Origin of the sequence: Thiohalophilus thiocyanatoxydans, assembly GCF_004366735.1 — a bacterium.
Lineage (GTDB): Bacteria > Pseudomonadota > Gammaproteobacteria > UBA6429 > Thiohalophilaceae > Thiohalophilus > Thiohalophilus thiocyanatoxydans.
On the sequence record NZ_SOQX01000003.1, the window covers coordinates 38,250 to 59,139 of the forward strand.

Annotated in this window: 19 protein-coding genes; 8 read left to right on the forward strand and 11 right to left on the reverse strand. The window is 57.7% G+C overall.

The genetic code is table 11. The features are described from left to right. The first annotated feature begins 16 nt into the window (after positions 1 to 16). Both EDC23_RS07080 and EDC23_RS07085 read left to right on the forward strand, forming a co-directional pair. Complete coding sequence (locus tag EDC23_RS07080) at positions 17 to 886, forward strand: M48 family metalloprotease (protein WP_134082688.1); 870 nt, start codon at positions 17 to 19, stop codon at positions 884 to 886. Between the two features lie 69 nt (positions 887 to 955). Further along, complete coding sequence (locus EDC23_RS07085; RefSeq protein WP_134082691.1) at positions 956 to 2,194, forward strand: DUF1015 domain-containing protein; 1,239 nt, start codon at positions 956 to 958, stop codon at positions 2,192 to 2,194. A gap of 201 nt (positions 2,195 to 2,395) precedes the next feature. Here EDC23_RS07085 and EDC23_RS07090 read toward each other — a convergent pair whose 3' ends face one another. Both EDC23_RS07090 and epmB read right to left on the reverse strand, forming a co-directional pair. Continuing rightward, positions 2,396 to 4,477, reverse strand: a complete 2,082-nt coding sequence (locus EDC23_RS07090) for an EAL domain-containing response regulator (RefSeq protein ID WP_134082694.1) — start codon at positions 4,475 to 4,477, stop codon at positions 2,396 to 2,398. Between the two features lie 267 nt (positions 4,478 to 4,744). Further along, positions 4,745 to 5,752 (reverse strand): EF-P beta-lysylation protein EpmB, encoded by a 1,008-nt coding sequence (gene epmB / locus EDC23_RS07095; protein WP_134082699.1) that lies wholly within the window; start codon positions 5,750 to 5,752, stop codon positions 4,745 to 4,747. Positions 5,753 to 5,865: 113 nt separating this feature from the next. Here epmB and efp point away from each other — a divergent pair, with 113 nt between their 5' ends. Further along, complete coding sequence (efp, locus tag EDC23_RS07100; RefSeq protein ID WP_134082702.1) at positions 5,866 to 6,435, forward strand: elongation factor P; 570 nt, start codon at positions 5,866 to 5,868, stop codon at positions 6,433 to 6,435. Positions 6,436 to 6,447: 12 nt separating this feature from the next. Then, complete coding sequence (gene epmA / locus EDC23_RS07105) at positions 6,448 to 7,425, forward strand: EF-P lysine aminoacylase EpmA (RefSeq protein ID WP_134082705.1); 978 nt, start codon at positions 6,448 to 6,450, stop codon at positions 7,423 to 7,425. A gap of 248 nt (positions 7,426 to 7,673) precedes the next feature. On the opposite strand, the gene asd is transcribed toward epmA, so the two are convergent. From asd to EDC23_RS07120, 3 genes are read right to left on the reverse strand one after another with little or no spacing between them, the layout of a single operon-like run. Further along, positions 7,674 to 8,564: an archaetidylserine decarboxylase gene (gene asd / locus EDC23_RS07110; RefSeq protein ID WP_134082708.1), complete on the reverse strand. Its 891-nt coding sequence runs from the start codon at positions 8,562 to 8,564 to the stop codon at positions 7,674 to 7,676. A 3-nt stretch (positions 8,565 to 8,567) separates the two neighbouring features. Continuing rightward, the gene (locus tag EDC23_RS07115) at positions 8,568 to 9,044 is read right to left on the reverse strand and encodes a copper chaperone PCu(A)C (protein WP_134082711.1); all 477 of its coding nucleotides are present in this window, start codon (positions 9,042 to 9,044) and stop codon (positions 8,568 to 8,570) included. 3 nt (positions 9,045 to 9,047) lie between these two features. Continuing rightward, positions 9,048 to 9,707 (reverse strand): SCO family protein, encoded by a 660-nt coding sequence (locus tag EDC23_RS07120; RefSeq protein ID WP_134082714.1) that lies wholly within the window; start codon positions 9,705 to 9,707, stop codon positions 9,048 to 9,050. Between the two features lie 143 nt (positions 9,708 to 9,850). On the opposite strand from EDC23_RS07120, the gene lexA reads away from it, so the two are divergent. From lexA to EDC23_RS07135, 3 genes are all read left to right on the forward strand, one after another. Continuing rightward, a complete protein-coding gene (gene lexA / locus EDC23_RS07125; RefSeq protein WP_134082717.1) occupies positions 9,851 to 10,315 on the forward strand; it encodes a transcriptional repressor LexA in 465 nt (154 codons plus the stop codon). A gap of 9 nt (positions 10,316 to 10,324) precedes the next feature. Further along, positions 10,325 to 10,810, forward strand: a complete 486-nt coding sequence (locus EDC23_RS07130) for a Mut7-C RNAse domain-containing protein (RefSeq protein ID WP_134082720.1) — start codon at positions 10,325 to 10,327, stop codon at positions 10,808 to 10,810. A 129-nt stretch (positions 10,811 to 10,939) separates the two neighbouring features. Next, positions 10,940 to 12,130 (forward strand): pyridoxal-phosphate-dependent aminotransferase family protein, encoded by a 1,191-nt coding sequence (locus EDC23_RS07135; protein ID WP_399359077.1) that lies wholly within the window; start codon positions 10,940 to 10,942, stop codon positions 12,128 to 12,130. Positions 12,131 to 12,599: 469 nt separating this feature from the next. Here EDC23_RS07135 and EDC23_RS07140 read toward each other — a convergent pair whose 3' ends face one another. The 6 genes from EDC23_RS07140 to ppsA form a co-directional block, all read right to left on the reverse strand. Further along, on the reverse strand, positions 12,600 to 14,660 hold the full coding sequence (locus tag EDC23_RS07140; RefSeq protein ID WP_243830737.1) for a sensor domain-containing diguanylate cyclase: 2,061 nt from the start codon (positions 14,658 to 14,660) through the stop codon (positions 12,600 to 12,602). Continuing rightward, complete coding sequence (locus EDC23_RS07145; protein WP_166668798.1) at positions 14,657 to 15,247, reverse strand: biliverdin-producing heme oxygenase; 591 nt, start codon at positions 15,245 to 15,247, stop codon at positions 14,657 to 14,659. Before EDC23_RS07145 ends, EDC23_RS07140 begins: the two co-directional genes overlap by 4 nt. Positions 15,248 to 15,317: 70 nt before the next feature. Further along, the gene (locus tag EDC23_RS07150; RefSeq protein WP_134082729.1) at positions 15,318 to 16,232 is read right to left on the reverse strand and encodes a c-type cytochrome; all 915 of its coding nucleotides are present in this window, start codon (positions 16,230 to 16,232) and stop codon (positions 15,318 to 15,320) included. Next, positions 16,229 to 16,879: a c-type cytochrome gene (locus tag EDC23_RS07155; RefSeq protein WP_134082732.1), complete on the reverse strand. Its 651-nt coding sequence runs from the start codon at positions 16,877 to 16,879 to the stop codon at positions 16,229 to 16,231. Before EDC23_RS07155 ends, EDC23_RS07150 begins: the two co-directional genes overlap by 4 nt. A gap of 318 nt (positions 16,880 to 17,197) precedes the next feature. After that, positions 17,198 to 17,356 carry a hypothetical protein gene (locus EDC23_RS14120; protein WP_166668799.1) on the reverse strand — a complete coding sequence of 53 codons (159 nt, stop codon included), beginning with the start codon at positions 17,354 to 17,356 and terminating at the stop codon, positions 17,198 to 17,200. Between the two features lies 1 nt (position 17,357). Beyond that, entirely contained in the window at positions 17,358 to 19,742 is a 2,385-nt protein-coding gene (ppsA, locus tag EDC23_RS07160; protein WP_134082735.1) for a phosphoenolpyruvate synthase, read from the reverse strand. Positions 19,743 to 19,860: 118 nt separating this feature from the next. Between ppsA and ppsR the strand changes: the two genes are divergently transcribed. Further along, positions 19,861 to 20,685 (forward strand): posphoenolpyruvate synthetase regulatory kinase/phosphorylase PpsR, encoded by an 825-nt coding sequence (gene ppsR / locus EDC23_RS07165; RefSeq protein ID WP_134082738.1) that lies wholly within the window; start codon positions 19,861 to 19,863, stop codon positions 20,683 to 20,685. The last annotated feature ends 205 nt before the right edge of the window (positions 20,686 to 20,890 follow it).

The following is a 20,890-nucleotide window of genomic DNA, read 5'->3' on the forward strand; positions in this document are numbered from 1 at the left end:
TTGACCGGAGCCGGGGATGACGCTCGCCAAATCGTCACTCCTGCTTCTGTTGACCGCCGCGGCACTGTTTCTGGGTTGTTTGCCCTGGCTCGGATTCCTGTTGGCTCATGAAGGGGGGCCGGGTTACCTGCCAACACTGTTACTGCTCACGGGGCTGATCGTGGTCGCCGGGTTGTCGTGCCTGTTCGGTATGCAGCTTTATTGCCGCTGGATTCTGAAGGCCCGCATGTTGCAGCAGCCCCTGAGTGGTCTGGAACAGTGGTTGCACATCACGACGTTTCGTCTGGCCCTGCGGCGGCAGATCAATCCACCCCGGATCGCAATCTATCCCGCCCGTGAACTTAATGCCTTTGCTCTGGGTTTGCGTCGACAGCATGCCACGATTGTGCTGAGCGAGGGACTGGTACAAAGTTTGAAACCCGCAGAGCTGGAATCCGTTCTGGCACATGAGATCAGTCATATCGCCAACGGTGACGTACAGATACTGGCCCTGCTTCAAGGGGTGCTGGCGATTTTTATCAATTTGCCTGCCCGGTCACTGGATTATATTATCTCGCGAGCCTGGCCGGGGTACTCCTCAGGCGGAATAATTTATCTCTGGACCGCGGTGCTGCTGCAACTGGCCGGCGGCTGGCTGGCCAGTCTGTTGATTATGTATTTCAGCAGGGAACGTGAGTACCGCGCGGATCAGGGCGCCGCCCGGCTTGTGGGAATTAAACAGATGCATGCTGCATTGCGTTGCCTGGATGTCATGACAGACGGTGCACGGAGTCGGCAACTTGCCGCCTTCGGGTTGCCGGCGCGACTCAAGTTCCGTTTTATACAACTGTTTAACAGTCATCCCAGCCTGCATGAAAGGCTTCGGGCCTTGCAAACTGGTAGTTGAAACAGGCATGATAAAACCGGTATTCAGCCGAACGCGCTGCTAATAAATACAACACACTAAGGAGCCACGATGTCCCTGATCCGCCCTTTTTCCGGCCTGCGTCCGGCACCGGAACACGCCGATGATGTGATTGCGCCGCCGTATGATGTACTCAACAGCCAGGAAGCTCGAGACAAGGTGCAGGGCCGCCCCTACAGCTTTTTACACATTTCCAAGCCGGAGATTGATTTACCCGAGGACACCGATCCCTATTCAGACAGCGTTTATGCCAAGGGCGCGGAAAATCTGCAGAACCTGATCGACAACGACATTCTGATGCGTGAAGCACAACCCAGCTACTATTTTTATCAATTGCAAATGGGCGAACACATACAGATCGGTCTGGTGGCTGTCGCGTCAGTGGCTGAATACGATCGTAACCGTATTCGAAAACATGAGTATACCCGTCCCGATAAGGAAACCGATCGGGTCAAACAGATCGACGCGCTTAATGCCCAGACCGGTCCGGTCTTTTTGACCTATCGGCATAATGCCACAATCGATGATCTGGTTGAGACCATTCGTCAAACCCCGCCTTTATACGATCTCATCGCCGATGACGGCGTGCGTCATGTTCTCTGGCGCGTGGATGATCCGGCGGATATTGAGACGATTACCTCGACGTTCGAGGCGATGGACTGTTTGTATATCGCTGATGGTCACCACCGTTCCGCCGCCGCCTCGCGGGTTGCCGAGATGCGTGCCGCTACAGGAAAGACAAACGGCGAAGCCAGTCACGATTACTTCCTGTCAGTGATCTTTCCGGATGATCAGATGATGATTCTTGATTATAACCGGGTTATTCGCGATCTGAACGGCCTGGATCAGGCTGCGTTTCTGGACAAGCTGGAGGAGGCTTTCCGGATCGAGCCCAGCTCCGAAAGTGTGAAGCCGGGCCAGTCCGGCGAGTTCGGCATGTATCTGGGCGGGCAATGGTACCGTCTGGCGATCGAACCGGGCCGTATTCCCAAGGCGGATCCGGTCGGTCGGCTTGATGTCAGCTTGCTGCAGAATAACCTGATCGATCCGGTGCTGGGGATCAATGATCCCCGCCGCGACAAGCGCATTGACTTCGTCGGCGGAATACGCGGGCTGGCGGAACTGGAACGGCGGGTCGACAGCGGTGAGATGGCGGTGGCTTTTGCTCTTTACCCGACCAGCCTGTCCGATCTGATGGCGGTAGCGGATGCCAATGAAGTCATGCCGCCCAAGTCCACCTGGTTCGAGCCCAAACTGGCCGATGGGCTGGTTTCGCACGTGCTGGATTAAAAGAAAATAAACCTGCGCGGCCGTTAGTTTCTCTAACTGAGTCTAAACAGGCGATCCGAATACCAGTTCATTGACCAGGCAGCTGGAACAAGGAGCAACGAGACGGAACCAGGTTTTTCCGGGGGCAGGTGGAACCGCTTCGCTTGTTCCACCCTACAGGGGTGAATCGGATATTCGGAACTTTTATTATTTAGCCGTGCTTCAGAAGCCTTCCTCGAAATCATAATTCAGATCGGTACTCGGTTCCTGCAGAAAGTGACCCTGGAAAAAGTCGATACTGCACTGCCACAGTACAGCGAGACTGTTGGCATCTTCAACATTTGTTGCGATGCTCAGCATGTTGCGCTCGCCGGCTTCAGCGGTAATCTCCTTGACCTTGTCCTGATGTTCGACATTTTGGGCAAGATGCTGAATAAGACTGGAATGAATCTTGATATAGTCAACCGGCAGCTGTTTCATGGACTGGAAAGTATTCTGCTCCAGACCGAAATTCTCGAGCGCGGTGCGGCAGTTGAGCTGCCTGAATCCGTCAATCAATCTTTTTGCCGCATTAATGTTATTTAGCGCGGTTTCCTCGCTTATCTGGATTGCAAGCAGTGTTGCATCCAGTCGCATTGACTTGATTCGTTCCGTTACCCAGGGCAGAAACTCGGGATCTATCAGGGAGCTTTGCGAGATCTTGATAAAGAACCGGGTCTGTTTTTGCTGCTTGCTGCGTTCACTCAGAACCTTGAAGGTATTGGCGATTACCCAGCGGTCAATATATTTCATCAGATCCGCCTGATTGGCGGGAGGAACGAATTCCGAGGGCGGAATTTCCTCGCCCTTCTCATTCAGCATGCGCACGAGAACTTCATAGTGTTCACCTGTTTCACCATGCAAGCTGACAATGGGCTGATACAGCAGTCTGAAACGGTTGTTCTTGAGCGCTTCCTTGATGCTGTGTGACCAGTGTGCAATCTGCTCCTGCTCTTCCAGATCTTCAACTGCCGGGTTGTAGATATAGTAGCGATTTCCGCCTTCTTTTTCCGCGGCATGAAAGCCCTTGATGGCCCGGTTAATTGCTTCCTGGGTATTTTTTACAGTTTCGTTAATATGGGCCAGACCGATACTGGCCTTGGCATTAACGATTTTATCGTTTATATCGGAAGTATGGTCCTGGATTAATTTGACCAGTCCGGCAGCGATTTTTTCCGCCCGTTTGATATCGGTGTTGTTGAGTAAAAAGGTGAAATGATGACCCTCAAACCGTGCCAGGGTTCCCATCGAACCGATTTTACTTTTGAGCATGCCGGCCACATCCGTGAGCAGCAGATCGGCGCCTGAAATACCATGTTCTTCCTTGTGTTTTTCAAACTCGTCGATCACGATATAGAGTAATGCACCCTGTGCCTTGTCGCCGACTGTCTTTGCAACCATTCTGTCCACCTGTTCCAGGAAGTAGTTGCGGTTATACAGCCCGGTTAGCAGATCCTGCTTGCTCAGAACATTGAGCTGCTTTTCCAGCTCCTTGGTATTGGATTGGTCGCGAATTATAATTTGTGAGCAGATTTCGCCTTCCATGCTGGCAGTAGTGAATTCCATGGTAATTTTGAATTTGTCGCCATTCAGGGTTTCACCGTGGACGTCAAGGGTATCGTCGGTACTTTGCCCCTTGGCGTATTTGCGCAGGAAGTCTTTCAGCTTGGCATGGTCCTCACTGCTGACCATATCCAGGATCGGTACACCCTCGATGTCCTCAAGCGTGTCGTAACCAAACATTTTGAGATAGGCGTTATTGGCATAGATATGCATGCCATCGTGAACATAGGATATGGCATCACGGGAGTTGTCGATCAGATCGCGGGCGCGTTTCTCCGACTCGTGAAGCATTTTTTCATTTCGCCGTCGATCCCGCCGGTTTTGCAAATCCTCGACTTCGCGTTTGACAAGATATTTGAATTTTTCGTTCTTGCCCAGTTCGATACTGTCGCGTGCGCCGATCTTCAGCGTGTCAATCGCGTCATCCTGCTGCCCGGCAGGGGTGACTACGATGACCGGGATATCGCGCCCGGATTTGACAATGTATTCGACCACCTGTTTGGCGCTGATTAAAGGGGTGGCCTGTTTGGCCAGAACGATGTCGACGGGGTTCTCTTCCAGTGCTTTTTCCAGATCCTCGGCATCCTCGGCACGGATGTCGCGGATAATATGCCCGGCATTGCGCAGGGTACTGATCAGGCTTTCGGCTTCTTCTGTGTTATCGAAAATTGTCAGCAGTCTGAGTAGTTCAGCGTCACTCACCGTGAGTCCTTACCTTTTTGATTTTTCTTGTAATAATGGCGTATTCACGAAGTGTATCATGTCATCGCCGGGGCGCGTGGAGCAAGTAAAACACACATCAAAAATACGTATACTGGTCGCCCCTGTCCCGGGGTGTTTCCGGCGCTCAGTCCCGGTATCCAGCGGGTTAGCGGGTTTTGCCTGGTAGGTATTTTCGACCGCGTCAGTATTTGCTGGTGACTTTCCCGCTGGGGGCGCGTGGCGGGGGGACCCTCGATACGGTCGCCTTCAGATCAGGGGGCTTTTGGCGGTTTCGCCCGGCATTTCCCGCACCAGGCGCGGGACCAGATAGCCCGGCAGCCGGGCCCGCAGCGCCGTGTGCAGGCCGCGGGCCCGGGTATCGGGGACGGCGAAGTGGGCCGCGCCCTGCACCGGATCGAGCTGGTGCAGGTAATAGGGCAGGACGCCGGCCTCGAACAGCGCTTCGCTCAGTCCGCTCAACGCCGCCTCGCTGTCGTTGACGCCGCGCAGCAGCACCGCCTGGTTGAGCAGGCTGATTCCGGCCTGCCGGTAGGGGGCCAGCGCCGCTGTGACGCCGCTATCCAGCTCGTTGGCGTGGTTGGCGTGGATCACCATGATCACGGCCTGGGGCGCCTGTTGCAGCAGCTGTAACAGATCCGCGGTCAGACGCTCGGGGAGAATGATCGGGTAGCGGGTGTGCAGCCGCAGCCGCTTGAGATGGGGGATCGATTGGACCGCGTCGAGCAGCCCCGCCAGACGCTGATCCGAGAGGCTCAGCGGATCCCCGCCGCTGAGAATCAGCTCCTCGATGCTCTCGTCGGCGGCAAGGTACTCGCGGACCTGTTGCCAGCGGTCCGGCATGGGATTGGCCTCCTGGTAGGGAAAGTGGCGCCGAAAGCAGTAGCGACAATGGATCCCGCAGGCGCCGGTGGTGACCACCAGCGCGCGACCGTGGTACTTGTGCAGCAGGCCGGGGCGGGCCATGGCCGGCAAATCGCCGACCGGATCCGCCACATAGCCGGGCACGTTCTGCAGCTCCGCTTCCAGCGGCAAGACCTGGCGCAACAGGGGATCCTGCGGATTGCCCGGCTGCATGCGCGCCACATAGCTGTGCGGCACCAGCAGCGGAAAATCCTCGGCTCCGGCCCGGGCCGCCGGCAGCAAATCGGCGGGGAGCGCGAGCTGTTCCAGCAACTGGCGGGGATCGCGGATGGCCCGGGCCAGGGATTTTTGCCAGTCAACGGTATGCCACCGGGGGGGAGTTCGCGTTATCATAGGCGGATTCTGTTTTAGTGTATTTATCGTTATTGGCTTAATTGTCGTCTCCCCCAGTTTACGGGATAACCCGGTGAACGGGATATCAGGCGCAGCAGGAAACGAGGAAGTCCATGGCAACTTACAGTACCAATGAATTCAAAAGCGGTCTCAAGTTCATGCTCGACGGGGATCCCTGTACCATTATTGAAAACGAGTTCGTCAAACCCGGCAAGGGGCAGGCCTTCAACCGGGTCAAGATCCGCAACCTGCTCACCGGCCGGGTCCTGGAAAAAACCTTCAAGTCCGGTGATTCGGTCGAGGCGGCCGACGTACTGGATACCGAAATGCAGTATCTCTATAACGACGGCGAGGCCTGGCACTTCATGCATCCGGAAACCTTTGAACAGGTCGCCGCCGATGAGAGCGCCGTGGGCGATGCCGCCAAGTGGCTCAAGGAGCAGGACGTCTGTACCGTCACCCTGTGGAACGGCAATCCCATCAGTGTCATGCCACCCAACCACGTGGTGCTGACCATCGTGCAGACCGATCCCGGTGTCAAGGGCGATACCGCCAGTGGCGGCGGCAAACCGGCCACCACCGATACCGGTGCTGTCGTGCGGGTACCGCTGTTCGTCGACGAGGGCGAGCAGATCAAGGTGGATACCCGCACCGGCGAATACGTGGGTCGCGTCAAGGATTGACGGCCTGCGCGGATGACAGCGGACAACACCTCCTGGCGCCCGGGCGCCAATCTGGCGGTGATGCAACAACGGGCCCGCATGCTGCAACAGCTGCGGGCCTTTTTTGCGCAACGCGACGTGCTGGAAGTCGAGACACCGATCCTCCAATACCACGCCGTCACCGATGTACATATCGACACTCTGCGCGTCCCGCTGGAGGGTGCGGACGGTTATCTGCACAGCTCCCCCGAATACCCGATGAAACGGCTGCTGGCCGCCGGCAGCGGACCCATCTATCAGGTGTGCAGGGTGTTTCGCGCCGATGAAGCCGGTCATCGTCATAACCCCGAATTCACGATGGTCGAATGGTACCGACCCGGGTTCGATCATCATCGGCTCATGCAGGAAGTGGATGATCTGGTCAGAACGTTACTGACGGATTCGATATCGCCGGGGAAAACGCTCAAACTGAGTTATCGAGAGCTGTTTGACCGTTACCTGCAACTGGATCCCTTCAGCTGCTCGGTCGAGGCATTGCAGAGACAGGCGCGGCAACGGCATATCGATATCGTGAGTGATGAGGTGATGGATCGCGACGGCTGGCTGGATCTGTTACTGACCCATGTGATCGAACCGCAATTGCCCGCCAACCGGCCGGTCTTCATTTATGACTATCCCGCCAGCCAGGGCGCGCTGGCCCGCCTGCAGCAACAGGACGACATCACCGTCGCCAGTCGTTTCGAGCTGTACCTCAACGGCCTGGAACTGGCCAACGGTTACCATGAGTTACTTGACCCGGTCGAACAACGTCGACGCTTCGAGCGGGATCAACAGCAGCGGCAGCAACAGGGACGCTTTATACCGGAGATCGATGAAAAACTTCTCGCCGCCCTGAAACACGGCCTGCCCGACTGCGCCGGCGTCGCCCTGGGGATCGATCGACTGCTGATGATCGCCACCGGCTGTGACGACATCCGCGACGTGCTCAGCTTCAGCATGGAACGTGCTTAGATAGAGTAATGTTATAAACGCGGAGGTCGCAGAGGCGCGGAGTCGCGGAGAAAAACTATTGTGTTTCCTGCTAAATGAAAGTACAGACGAAGCGGAGAGAGCTTTATCACAAACGTAACAGGGGTTTTGCCACTTGTTCTATTAATTGCTTACTTTATTTATTTGGAAGTCGGCAGGTAAGTCCGGAAAATAATTCGATTTCCTCTGCGCCTCCGCGTCTCCGCGCCCTCCGCGTTATTTCCAGCGACCTAGCTATTTGCACAGGAACCGAGAAGCTGCCCCATCTGCACATGGCCCTCGGCGGCGAGCTGGTCGCTGAAGGTTACCGCGTCCTTGCCGAATAACAGGATCACGGTCGAGCCCATGTTAAAGCGGCCCATTTCCTCGCCCTGTTGCAGATGCACGGGGTGCTGGCGGTAATCCCAATGCTGTACGGTTTTGCGGCGCGGCGGGGTGACGGTGCCGTGCCAGACGGTGTCGATGCTGGCGACGAAAATGGCGCCGACCAGGATCATCGCCATGGGACCGGCGTCGGTGTCGAACAGGCAGATCACCCGCTCGTTGCGGGCGAAGAGATCGGGCACCCGGCTGACCGTGGTGGGGTTGACGCTGAACAGCCGGCCGGGCACATAGATCATTTCCCGCAGGGTACCGGCCAGCGGCATGTGAATGCGATGGTAATCCCGCGGTGACAGGTACAGGGTGGCGAAGGAGCCATCCTGAAAGGTTCGTACGGCCCCGGTGTGATCCGCCAGCAGGTGAGGCAGTGAATAGCGATGGCCCTTGGCCTGAAACAGGGTCTCGTATTCCAGTCGGCCCAGCTGGCTGATCGTACCGTCGACCGGACAGATCACATTTCCCTCACCGACGGCCAGCGGCCGGGCATCGGCGGCCAGGGCCCGGGTAAAAAAGTGATTGAAGTCGGGATAGGCGCGCGGATCGGGCTGTGCCGCCTCCGCCATGTTCACGTTAAACAGACGGATGAAACGCTCGATGAGCAGATTCTTCAACCAGCCGATGCGCAGGCGTGTCAGGCCCCGCATCAGATGCGAAAGCAGATGATGCGGCAGCAGATACTGCAGGGTCACAAACGCGGCCTGCTGCGTGCGACACAACAGGCGCAGGAGTGAGAAGTTCATCGCTTAATGGTGGCGTTGGTGATTGTCGTGATGCATTTCCTGCTCCGAGCGGGTTTTGACCTCGAAGGGGACCTTGTTCGACTCACCCGCGGCTGTTTCGAAGGTGATGTCGAGCGTTTCGCCCTGCTTGATGGCGCGCCGGGGTTTCATCAGCATCAGATGCAGGCCGCCTTTTTCCAGTTTCACCGTTTCACCGGCGGGGATCGTCAGCCTTTCCTGCTGGATCATGCGCATCATGCCGTCGCGTTCGACCATGTCATGAATTTCCACCTTGTTGAAGTCGTCACAACGGGCGGCGGTAATCGCTACATCCTTGTCACCGTTGTTGGTGATCTCGACATAACCGGCCATGACCGGTGCCGTCGGTGGAGCCTCGGGCGACCAGGCGCCTTCGAATTCCAGGGTCTGCGCAGAAGCGGGACCGGCAACCAGGGAACCGGCCAGCAGGCCGGATAGCATAAGCTGGCGAATTGGCAGCATGGTTTAATCTCCGTAATAGTTAATAATCGTCTGATAATTGCGTGCCAGGGTCGTTGAGTCATGGGGCGGGGACATGACCGCCCGCATCCGACCCTGCGGATCTAACAGCAGCACCTGTCCGCTGTGGTTGACGGTATAGTCGAGCGGATTGTCGCTGCCCTTGTCATCGTAACCGTACAGTACGCCAACCTGGCCGGTCAGGTTATCAATTTCGTCCAGCTTCCCGGTCACACCGACAAACGAGGGATCAAAATAGTGTACGTACTCCTTGAGCGTGTCCAGCTGGTCCCGGTCGGGATCCACCGAGACAAAAAACAGTTTCGGGTGGCCCGGTTCGCCCGGTTCGGTCGGCAACTTTTGCCAGACGCTTTTCATGGTGTGCAGGGTTGCGGGACAGATGTCGGGACAATTGGTAAAGCCGAAAAACAGAAAACTCCATTGCCCTTCCAGCTGTTCCAGGCCAAACGGCTGGCCATTGTGATCCTGCAGGGCAAAGGGTTCCAGTTCGCGCGGTTCGGGCAGGACCGTGGCTTCCATCTCCTCGGGGACACCACTCTGGCCGCTGTTCTGCAGGGAGAGCCACACGCCCAGCCAGACGGCAACGACGGCGACCAGGGCAATGAGCGGATAACTGACGAATTTGGGAATGCGGGTATCAGACATAACACCATTATCTCATGAATTGGGCGACCCCGAAGTCTGTTCAGATTCGGCGGGAAAGTAAAGCTTCCGACATCGGTAGACGGGATTTGAATTTTTTGCCTATCCCGGCTAAGGTTAGGAAAAATACCTGAGAGATTACCTCAATGTCAAATGTTAACTATATGATTCCAAAGGGCGAACGCCCCGTCTGGACCCCGGAGCTCGAGGCGCTGGATGTGTTTGCCGACGGCATGCTGAGTATTCCCCTGCTGGGCGAGGTGACCGCCGGGCTGCCCATGGATCTCTGCGAGCAGGACGAGCGGATTTCGGTGCCGGCCAACATGGTGCGCCGCAATACCTACGCCCTGCGGGTACGCGGCCATTCGATGATCGATGACAACATCCAGGATGGCGACATCATCGTCATCGAAAAACGGGAGACGGCCGAAAACGGCCAGACCGTGGTGGCCATGATCAACGGCGAGAGCGTGACCCTGAAAAAATTCTACGTGGAGCACGACGGCATTCGCCTGCAGCCGGCCAATCCCGAGATGGAAGCGATCTATATCAAAAATCAGGATGTGCAGATTTTGGGGATTGTCGCGGGAGTCATCCGCTCGGCCGACTGATCCCCACCTGTGAAGTTTCTCTGCGATGAGATGTTGCAACGGCTCGGCAGCTGGCTGCGGGCCGCCGGTTACGACACCCTGATCGAAAGCGACGGCCGCGACGACTATGCCCTGCTGCGCGAGGCCATCGCCGAACACCGCCAACTGCTGACCCGCGATCGCAAATTGCTCGAATACCGCCGTGCCCCGGGCCATGTCATTCTGCTGGAAGGCAACAATCTCGAACAGTGTGCGGCGAGCCTCTCCCGCCAGCTGGTCATGGACTGGCAGTACCGGCCCTTTACCCGCTGCCTGGTCTGCAATACCGAACTGCGTCCGGCGGACGCGAGCTGGCAGGCAGCCGTGCCCGCCGATGTGCGCCGGAAGGAGGGCACGCTATACTGCCCGACCTGTAACAAGGTTTACTGGGACGGCAGCCACGTGCGCCGCATGCGCCACCGCCTCAGGCAGTGGCAGCAGGCGTTCGCGGGTGCCACCCGGGCGGACGCAGAGTAGGGTCTTTTCCGTGGCTTGACCTCAATCCGCCCGGGACAAGCCGGTATAAAACTTTTATACTGGACGTTTTTACTCGGCTATTAATTCTCCGCGGAAAGCCCCCCGGAGCAACGAGACAAGGTATTGTGTATGAAATCATTTATCCCCCCTCAACGGACCCTGATGGGCCCCGGTCCGTCCGATGTCAGCCCGCGGGTCCTGGAAGCCCTGGGGCGGCCGACTATCGGCCATCTCGATCCTGCCTTCATCGGCATGATGGAAGAGATGAAAGGTCTGCTGCAGTATGCTTTTGCGACCCAAAATGAACTCACCTTCCCGGTCTCCGCGCCCGGTTCGGCCGGTATGGAGACCTGCTTCGTCAACCTGGTGGAGCCGGGTGACAAGGTGATCGTTTGCCAGAACGGCGTGTTCGGCGGGCGTATGAAAGAGAACGTCGAGCGTTGCGGCGCGACGGCCGTCATGGTCGAGGACGAATGGGGTGCCGTGGTCGATCCGCAAAAAGTGGAGGAGGCCCTGAAGGCGAATCCGGATGCCAAAATCGTCGCCTTCGTGCATGCTGAAACCTCCACCGGCGCCCAGTCCGATGCCAAAACTCTGGTCGAGCTGGCGCACCAGCATGATTGTCTGACCATCGTCGATGCGGTCACCTCGCTGGGGGGCTCACCGCTGAAGGTGGACGAGTGGGGCATCGATGCCATCTATTCCGGTACTCAGAAATGTCTCTCCGCGCCGCCGGGTCTCTCGCCGGTCAGCTTCAGCGAGCGCGCGGCCGAGGTCGTGAAAAACCGCAAAACCAGGGTCCAGAGCTGGTTTCTCGATCTCAGCCTGGTGATGGGTTACTGGGGTGGCGGCGGCAAGCGCGCCTACCACCATACCGCACCGATCAATAATCTTTACGGGCTGCACGAGGCGCTGCTGATCCTGCACGAAGAAGGGCTGGAAAACGCCTGGGCCCGGCATCAGCATCATCACCAGGCGCTCAAGGCCGGCCTGGAAGCGCTGGGCATGTCTTTCGTGGTCAAGGAGGGCGATCGCCTGCCGCAGCTCAACGCCGTGACGATTCCCGAAGGCGTGGACGATGCCGAGGTGCGTTCCATCCTGCTGAATGATTACAACCTGGAAATCGGTGCCGGGCTCGGCAACCTGGCCGGCAAGGTCTGGCGTATCGGCCTGATGGGCCACGCCAGTAACCCGGCCAACATCGAGTACTGTCTCAAGTCACTGGACGAGGTACTGAGCAAGATGAACGCGCCGATCACAAGCGGTGTGGCCGTGCCGGCGGCCAAAGCGGTACTGGACGGCGCCGCACAGGCCAGTTAAACCTTCGGTTTAACGAAACAGAAAAAGGGCGACTATACGGTCGCCCTTTTTATTTGTCGTCGCAAAAAGTTGCGGGCTAACCAAACCGGAAGTCACGCCGGTGATAGCCTGCATGACCGCTGTTTTATAAAAATCTAACCACGAAGGCGCGAAGACACGAAGAACGATTAATTCAATCCTGGTAAACCGCCGTCTTTGTCGGTGCGACACAAACAGGCTCTACTGTTCTGGCGTGCTTCGTTAGAAAAAGGCCTCCTTTAATCAAATCGGAGGTCACGCAAACGATAGTTTGCATGACCCCTGAATTTTATAAAAAGGTAACCAAGAAGACACGAAGAAAAAATTAATCCGCTTCGAGACTTCGTGTCTTCGTGGTTTGTTGTTGAATTTGTGAACCATTCCGGGCCGGGCTGTATTCTGCATCGATCATTCGCCTTTGCTGTTGATACAAAAGCGACGATATTATGGATCAGTCGGAAGTTGTTCCGCTGCCGGTCTCGCTCATCACCCGGTTGCGGCCCGCCTCTTTGGCCCGATACATGGCCTGATCCGCCCGTTTGACCAGCGTGCGACGGGTATCACCGGCGACCCAGGTGGTTACCCCGAAACTGGCGGTGATGTGGCCAATCGGGCCCATGTCGCCGGCTTCGATGGCCTGGCGCAGGCGTTCTGCCAGTTGCAGCGTACACTCCAGAGTGGAGTTACCCGCGATCACCAGAAATTCTTCGCCGCCCCAGCGACCAAAATGGTCGGTGGGGCGCAGGCTCCGGTTGAGAATATCACTGATGGTGACCAGTACCTTGTCGCCCGCGTCATGGCCATGCGTGTCATTCACCTGTTTGAAGTGGTCGATATCGAATAGCAGTACGCTACAGGGACGGCCATACCGGATGGCGGCGCTGATCTCGCTATCAAGGACGGTTTCGGTGCGTGAGCGGTTCCAGATGCCGGTTAGCGCATCGGTATAGGCCAGATGTTCGAGCCGTTCGTTAAGCTTGGCGATTTCATGGGCGGAGACGGCGACGGCGAGATCTTCGGCCAGCCCGGTGACTGCCCGCTGTTCTATTGCGCTCCATGCCCGGCTCTGACCGGTCACTTGCTCTGCCCAGGTCGCGAACGAGTGTCGGGGTGAAAGCCGCACTTCCTCTTTGTCGTCGAGCAGCGGTTTTTCCGGATTGCCGGCCCACAGCCGGGTTTCAATATGCTCGGCACGCAGTAGCAGTAACCAGCCTGTATCCTTCTGGCCCAATGGTAATGGGGCAGCCAGCAAGCCACAGGCATCCTGTTTGTCAACCAATCCCGCCAGCCCGGTGTGTCGCAGTTCATGGCTTTGCCAGGTGTCGTGGGTCTGGGATTCCTGATTCAACCAGGCGACGATTTTTTGCAGAGTCGGTCGATCCGGTACCCGGCCCAGGCCGATGGTATGTTTCGGGTAGACCAGGGCGCAACCGCAGGCTTCGAACAGTTCCAACCAGTCGTAACCGTGCTCCTGAACAATGGTTGCCGGTTCACGCAACTGTCCGCGAATATCGGAGATCAGTGCCTGACTGTCACGGACCCGTTGTAAAAACCGCGCCTCGCTGTGGGCCTTGAGCAAAAACAGCCGCTGGGTGGCGGCCTGGACCAGGGAACGGGCGGCATCACGCACGTCGGGCGGTAATGGTCGGGGTTGTAATGCATGGGCGGCAACCAGACCGTACAACTGTTGCTGGTTGTGAAGCGCAATGGAGAGCGCACCCTGCACGTCCATGTTCTGCAGATACGCAAGATGAATGGGCGAGACCGCGCGCAGAATCCCTTGTGACAGATCCAGGGGACCGTTGTCGGGATCCTCGGCCGGTATCAGTGGCACGCCCGTGACGCGGGCATCCGGGATACTGCGCACCGGGTTGATATCATACAGCGCCCGCACCTGGGGAGGGATGTCACTGGCGGGAAAGTGATGGCCCAGAAAACTGTCGGCCTGGCCGCCGAGGCTTTCGGCGATGACACTACCATGCCACTCGTTATCAAAGTGATAGACCATGACCCGCTCGTAGCCGGTCAGTTCGCGTATTCCCTGCGTCAGGGTATCGAGCAAGGCCTGGCTGTCGTTGGCGCGGGCAAAACGGTCTAGCCAGTCATTCACGGCCGGCAGAAGGCGATGACGGCTGCTTTGGTGCAGCTGTTCGAATTCCAGAACCAACCGTTTACCGCTGCGATAGGCCAGTACATTATAGCGTCGGGTTTGCTCGTCAAAGCGACGAGTTGTACGCAGGGCCGTGGTGGAAAATGGGGCATCTTTCAACGCGCGTTGCAAGCGCTGGATTAGCTGCTTCCCCAGCAGTTGTTGCGGAGAGCTTTGCAGCGCCTGTTCAGGCGAGACGGCCAGACAGTGATTGATATTCGCGCTGACCTGAAGAATCCGGCTAAAGGTATCATCCATACTGATCAGACAGCCCTGGGGCTGAATCGCTCCGGGAATATGCACCGGTTCCCGGGCGCATGACTCCAGGGCCTTTTGAAGTTTGTTATCGTTCAGTTCACTCAAGGGTCGGTCCTGTCGGATGGCAGATAATGATCAAGATGCTGATACAGCATGTTAAAAATCTGTACGGCACTGTGCGTGACGGCCTTGTCGTCGAGTAACCCGTCGTAACAGGTCAGCAGCGCCTTGAACTGTTGCCACGTGTCTTGCTGATATACGCGAAAGTAGCGGACACCACAGTCGGCGTCCAGTCCCAATGTCCTGGCAAGATGCGGCGCGATGATCCGTCCCCCCTGGGTGGCACCTTCCAGCACATAAAGTACGCCGAGCAGCGCGCCGGTGTTCTCCATTGATGGCAAAGCTGGTGTGACAGAAGGGAGCGTATCGATCATAGTGCCCAGATCGCGTAAATCATCCTGCAATAGTGGCCAACGTGGCCGGTAATGATAGGTGGTATTCTGTTGATCGGTCACTCGGATGAGTTCGTCAAGCAGGGGGGGCTCCAGTATTCGATAAAAATCGGCAAAGGCAATCAATACCCGCCGGTAATCTTCCCTTGTCAGTACCGGACTCAGCAGGGGTTGCAGAATCGGGTGCTGTTCGAGCGACTGATGGACCGGCTTTGTCGCAGTCCTGAGTTGGCTGATCAAACCGCTCGCTGCCGGTTGTGTCGCATTTCCTGCCGAGCTGCTGTTTCGACGCGTGTTGTAACCCATAGGCTTATTCAAACGGATTGGGATAGGCCTGACTGCCCAGCACGGCGTCGTTGATCTTGTCCCCGTAATAACACTGGTGGTTGTGGAAGGTCTGGTCGGTTGTTTTGAGATCACCGTCATTACGGGGATCCTGCGGGCGTTCGTGGCTGTTGATGTAGGCAGCTACATCCCACGCTTCCTGCTCGCTCAGACTGTAGGGTTTGCCCAGCGGCATGTTGGCATGAATGAAATTGGCCGCGGTGTTGATGCGGTGCATGCCGGCGCCCCAGTTGAAGGAGTCCTCGCCCCACAGCGGGGGGAAGATATGCTCGCCTTCGGCTTTGCGGCCCTGACCGTCATCGGCATGACAAATGGTGCACTGGGCCTGGTAGACCTGCTGACCGCGGCGGATAGCCGGTGTTTTGTCCGGTGAGTCGAGCTTCGGATAGCCGCGTCCGGCCAGGGCCACCCCGGTGGGGGCGCCTTTGGCCAGCCAGTAATGGTAGGTCAGAATGGCGGTGAGTTCCTCGCTGCCGGACGGCGGCGGTTTGCCGTTCATGCTGTAGCGGAAGCAGCCCTGAATGCGCTCTTCCATGGTGTTGACCCGATCATTCTTGCCCCGGTAAGCGGGATACATAGTATAGGCGGCCCACAGCGGCGCGGAGTCGGCACGGCGGCCGGCATCCACATGACAGTTGACGCAGTTCAGGTCGTTACCCACGTACTTGCCGCGCAATTGCTGGGTGTTGATAAACAGATCACGCCCACGACGCACCATCTCACCAAACTGATTGTCCGGGATGGCCGAGTCGGGCGGCGGGGTGAAGCGGGGGGCTTCCCCCGGTGTGTCGGGCAGCTCGAGCTGGTAATCCCGTTCCTGTCCGATACCGGTTCCGGTCACTGCAAGCAGGCTGCTGATCAATACAAGCGTGGTTTTCATTGCTCGGCTCCGGTGTCGGGTTGGACAGGCGCGGCGGCGAAGTAATCGGCGACCGCCTGGATTTGTTCATCGCTCATGCGTTCGGCCACGACCTTCATCAGCTCGTTGGCGTCGTTGCGTCGTTTACCCGCGCGCCAGGCCTGAAGCTGGGCCTTGATATAACTGGCATGTTGTCCGGCCAGGGCCGGAAAGGCCGGGGCCACACCGCGCCCGCCCGGTCCGTGACAACTGACACAGGCGGGAATCGTGTTATCCCAGTCACCGCGCAGTGCCAGGGTCCGCCCGGAAGCGCTCTCTTTCCTCTTCGTGGAATCGCCGACGGGATCAAGACCGGCATAATAGGCCGCGACATCCCGGCTCGCCACATCATCCAGTGCGGCGGCGATCGGGTTCATAGTCGGATTATCACGTGACCCGTTACGGTAATCCCGCAGCTGCTTGCCCAGATATGCCGCATTCAAGCCGGCCAGACGGGGAAACCCCGCCGAGGCATTGCCCTGTCCATTGGCGCCGTGACAGGCGACACACGCCGTAGCGCCCTGATTGTTACCTTGCATGGCGATCTGCTTGCCGGTTTCGACATCGCCGGCGGCCATGGCGATGTGTGAGACAACTGCTAACAGGGGAATGACCGGCCAGAGTTTCATTAGTCTGTGAATCCTTGTCACGTTAATGGGGTGTATCGTCGCTCGCTAAATATAGATAAGAAGTTTCGAATCCCGGAACATTCTGAACTTTCCGGGGCGCCTTTATCTGTACGGGTATTCGGAACGCTTGTTTGGGCGAACGGCGATGGCAATTCACTCAAGTATAGACACCCCGTATTCGGGGTGTCTATGTAAACGCTCTGTTTGTCGTGGTGTTGTCCGGCCGATCCGGCAGGAAGAGTCAGTTCCGTATTGCAGCAACATTCCTGAGGGCGTCCACCAGATCAATGATTCTGAGTTCAATAACACCAGGCTTGTCTATAACAGGCCGTAAAATCCCCCGGCTGCCAGAAAGGCCAGTATTCCACCAATGACAAAAGCGATATTGGAATAGCGACGATCAACGCGGCGCAAGGCGAAGCCGGCCCAGATGGCGAAGGCGGCAACGATGATGAGAAAAATAAACAGTCGGGTCATATCAGGTGTTTTTTTCCTGCAGGTGCTCGGCCAGATACAGCCAGGTGGGGATGACACTGTCGGGGTTCAGTGAGACGCTGTTGATGCCCTGTTCCATCAGCCAGAAGGCCAGATCCGGGTGGTCCGACGGCGCCTGGCCGCAGATGCCGATATATTTGTTTTGCAGTCGACAGGCTTTGATTGCCATGGAAAGCAGCATTTTGACCGCCTCGTTGCGTTCATCGAACAGTTCGGCAACCAGCTCCGAATCGCGATCCAGTCCCAGTGTCAGCTGGGTCAGATCATTGGAGCCGATGGAATAGCCGTCAAAGTATTGGAGAAACTTGTCAGCGAGCAGGGCATTGGAGGGGATCTCGCACATCATAATAATTTTTAGATCATTGACCCCACGCTGCAATTCATTGTCATGCAGCAGGTTGATAATTTCGTGGGCCTCTTCCACGGTGCGGACAAAAGGAATCATGATCGCCACATTGGTTAGGCCCATTTCGTCGCGCACTTTCTTCAGAGCGAAACATTCCAGCTCGAAACAGTCCCGGAAAGATTTGGCGATATAGCGTCCGGCGCCACGAAAGCCGATCATCGGATTCTCTTCATGGGGCTCATAGGCTTCGCCGCCGATCAGGTTACGATACTCATTGGACTTGAAGTCGGACATGCGCACGATCACCGGCTTGGGCCAGAACGCCGCCGCGATGGTGCCGATACCCTCGGCCAGCTTTTCGATAAAGAAACTGACCGGGTCGGGATAGCCGGCCGTCTGGCGGTCGATCTGCTGCTTGATCTCGTCCGGTTGCTTGTTGTAGTTGAGCAGGGCCTTGGGGTGGACGCCAATCATCCGGTTGATAATGAACTCCAGACGCGCCAGTCCTACCCCGGCACAGGGCAGGTAGCTGAAATCAAAGGCGCGGTCGGGGGAGCCGACATTGAGCATGATTTTAAACGGCAGCTCGGGCATGCTGTCGAGGCTGACCCGTTTGATCTCAAACGGCTGGATGCCTTCATAGATATAACCGGTATCCCCCTCGGCGCAGGAGACGGTGGTCTCCTTGCCGTCGGTGATCGCCTCGGTGGCATCACCGCAACCGACCACCGCCGGGATACCGAGCTCACGGGCTATGATCGCCGCGTGACAGGTGCGTCCGCCCCGGTTGGTCACAATTGCCGAGGCGCGCTTCATCACCGGTTCCCAGTCGGGATCGGTCATATCGGTAATCAGCACGTCACCCTGTTGCAGCCGGTCCATCTCCTTGACGTTCATGATGGTGCGCGCCACGCCGCTGCCGATGCGCTGGCCGATACTGCGCCCGGTGGCCAGCACCTTGCCGTAATCCTCCATTTCGTAGCGCTCCAGCACATTGCGATCGCTGCGGCTTTTCACCGTCTCCGGGCGCGCCTGTACGATATACAGCTGGCCGTCCAGCCCGTCCCGCGCCCATTCGATATCCATCGGGCGACCGTAATGTTTCTCGATCGTTACGGCCTGACGAGCCAGTTCCATGGCCTCTTCATCATTAATACAGAACTGGCGCTGCTGTTCCAGCGGCACCTCCTCGGTGCGGGTCGAGCCGGTATAACCGCTATCCTCGCCATAGACCATACGGATGGCTTTCTGGCCGAGGTTACGGCGGATGACGGCCTGTTTGTTTTTTTCCAGCATCGGCTTGAAGACGTAGAACTCGTCGGGGTTGACCTGCCCCTGCACCACGGTCTCGCCCAGGCCGTAGGCGGCGGTGATAAAGACCGCATCCTCGAAGCCCGACTCCGTATCGATGGTGAAGAGGACCCCGCTGGCGCCGATGTCGCTGCGAATCATTCGCTGTACGCCGGCGGAGAGCGCCACCTGGCGGTGGTCAAACTTGTTATGGACCCGGTAGGTGATGGCCCGATCGTTGAACAGCGAGGCGAAGACATGCCGGATGGCATCCATCAGGTTGGCTTCACCCTTGATGTTCAGATAGCTTTCCTGCTGGCCGGCGAAAGAGGCTTCGGGCAGATCTTCCGCGGTGGCGGAGGAGCGCACCGCAAACGAGACCTCCTCGCCGTGATCTTGCTGCAGTTTACTGATCGCCTCGTGCAGCTGCTTTTCCAGCTCGGGCGGGAAGGGGGTGTCGATGATCCACTGACGGATGCGTTCGCCGCTTTTCGCCAGCGCGACCACATCGTTGGTATCCAGCTGGTCCAGTTCCGCGTAGATCCGATCGGCCAGCCCCTCGTATTCCAGAAATTCGCGAAACGCATCGGCCGTGGTGGCGAAACCGCCCGGCACCCGGACGCCGGCATCGCTCAGTTGGTGAATCATTTCGCCCAGCGAGGCGTTTTTGCCGCCGACCCGGGGAACATCGTCGAGCCGCAGTTCATCGAACCAGATCAGATGTTGTGCCACGTTGTTGCCCCTTGCTTGTCAGGATGATTCATAGCAGAGTGTAACCGGTTATCGGGCAGGTTACAGGCAGGTTTGCCCGCTTTTCAACTATCTATACGATAAATTGGGTGAAGGCATCATGACCGACAAACGCGCGGTGTTTTTTGTCTCCGACAGTACCGCCATCACGGCGGAGACCCTCGGTCACAGCCTGATGACCCAGTTCGCGGGGCAGTCGTTTGATTACCGGACCCTGCGTTTCATCGACAGCGAGGAAAAGGCCTGCGAGGCGCGGGACAGAATCAATGCGGCCCATCGCGAGCAGGGGCTGCGCCCGATCATCTTCAGCACCCTGGTGGTCTCGGCCATCCATGAAATTGTCGCCTCCAGTGAGGGCCTGTTCATCGATTTTATGGACTCGTTCCTGTCGCCGCTGGAAGAGGAGCTGGGCTCCCGGCGGGTGGCCTCGGTGGGACACACCCACGGGGTGGTCACGCAGGAGCACTATCGTCACCGCATGGATGCGGTCAATTTCGCCCTGCAAAATGACGACGGCGGCAGTATCCGACAGTACGAACGGGCGGATCTGATCCTGGTGGGCGTCTCGCGCAGCGGCAAGACCCCGACCAGCGTGTTTCTGGCGATCCACTACGGGGTGTTTGTGGCCAACTACCCGCTGGTGGACGAGGAGCTGGAGGAGAGTCGGCTACCGGCCGATCTGAAGCCCTGGCGGGACAAGCTGTTCGGCCTGACCATCCAGCCCGAGCGCCTGCAGCAGATCCGCCAGGAACGCAGCCCCGAGAGCCGTTACGCCGCCCTGCATCAGTGCCAGTATGAAGTGCGCCAGGTCGAGGCACTGTTTCGTCACAACCGCATCGAGTATCTCGATGTGACCAGCAAATCCATCGAGGAGATTGCCACCTATATCCTCAAGGCGACCAGCCTGGACCACCGTCGACTTTAGGCCCTCCGGGCCAGGGCCAGGGCCGAGGGACGAGTAACGAGGTACGAGGTGAAAAAGAAGGTGCGTGGAACGCACCCAACCGCTTTTCCTCGTCACTCGTCCCTCGTCACTCGTCCCTCGCCCGAAGGGCGCGGGCGCAGGGCTTGAAAAGAGCCCCCCGCGTCCCCATAACCTTCTACAAATTGTGTCCTTTGATTACAACACG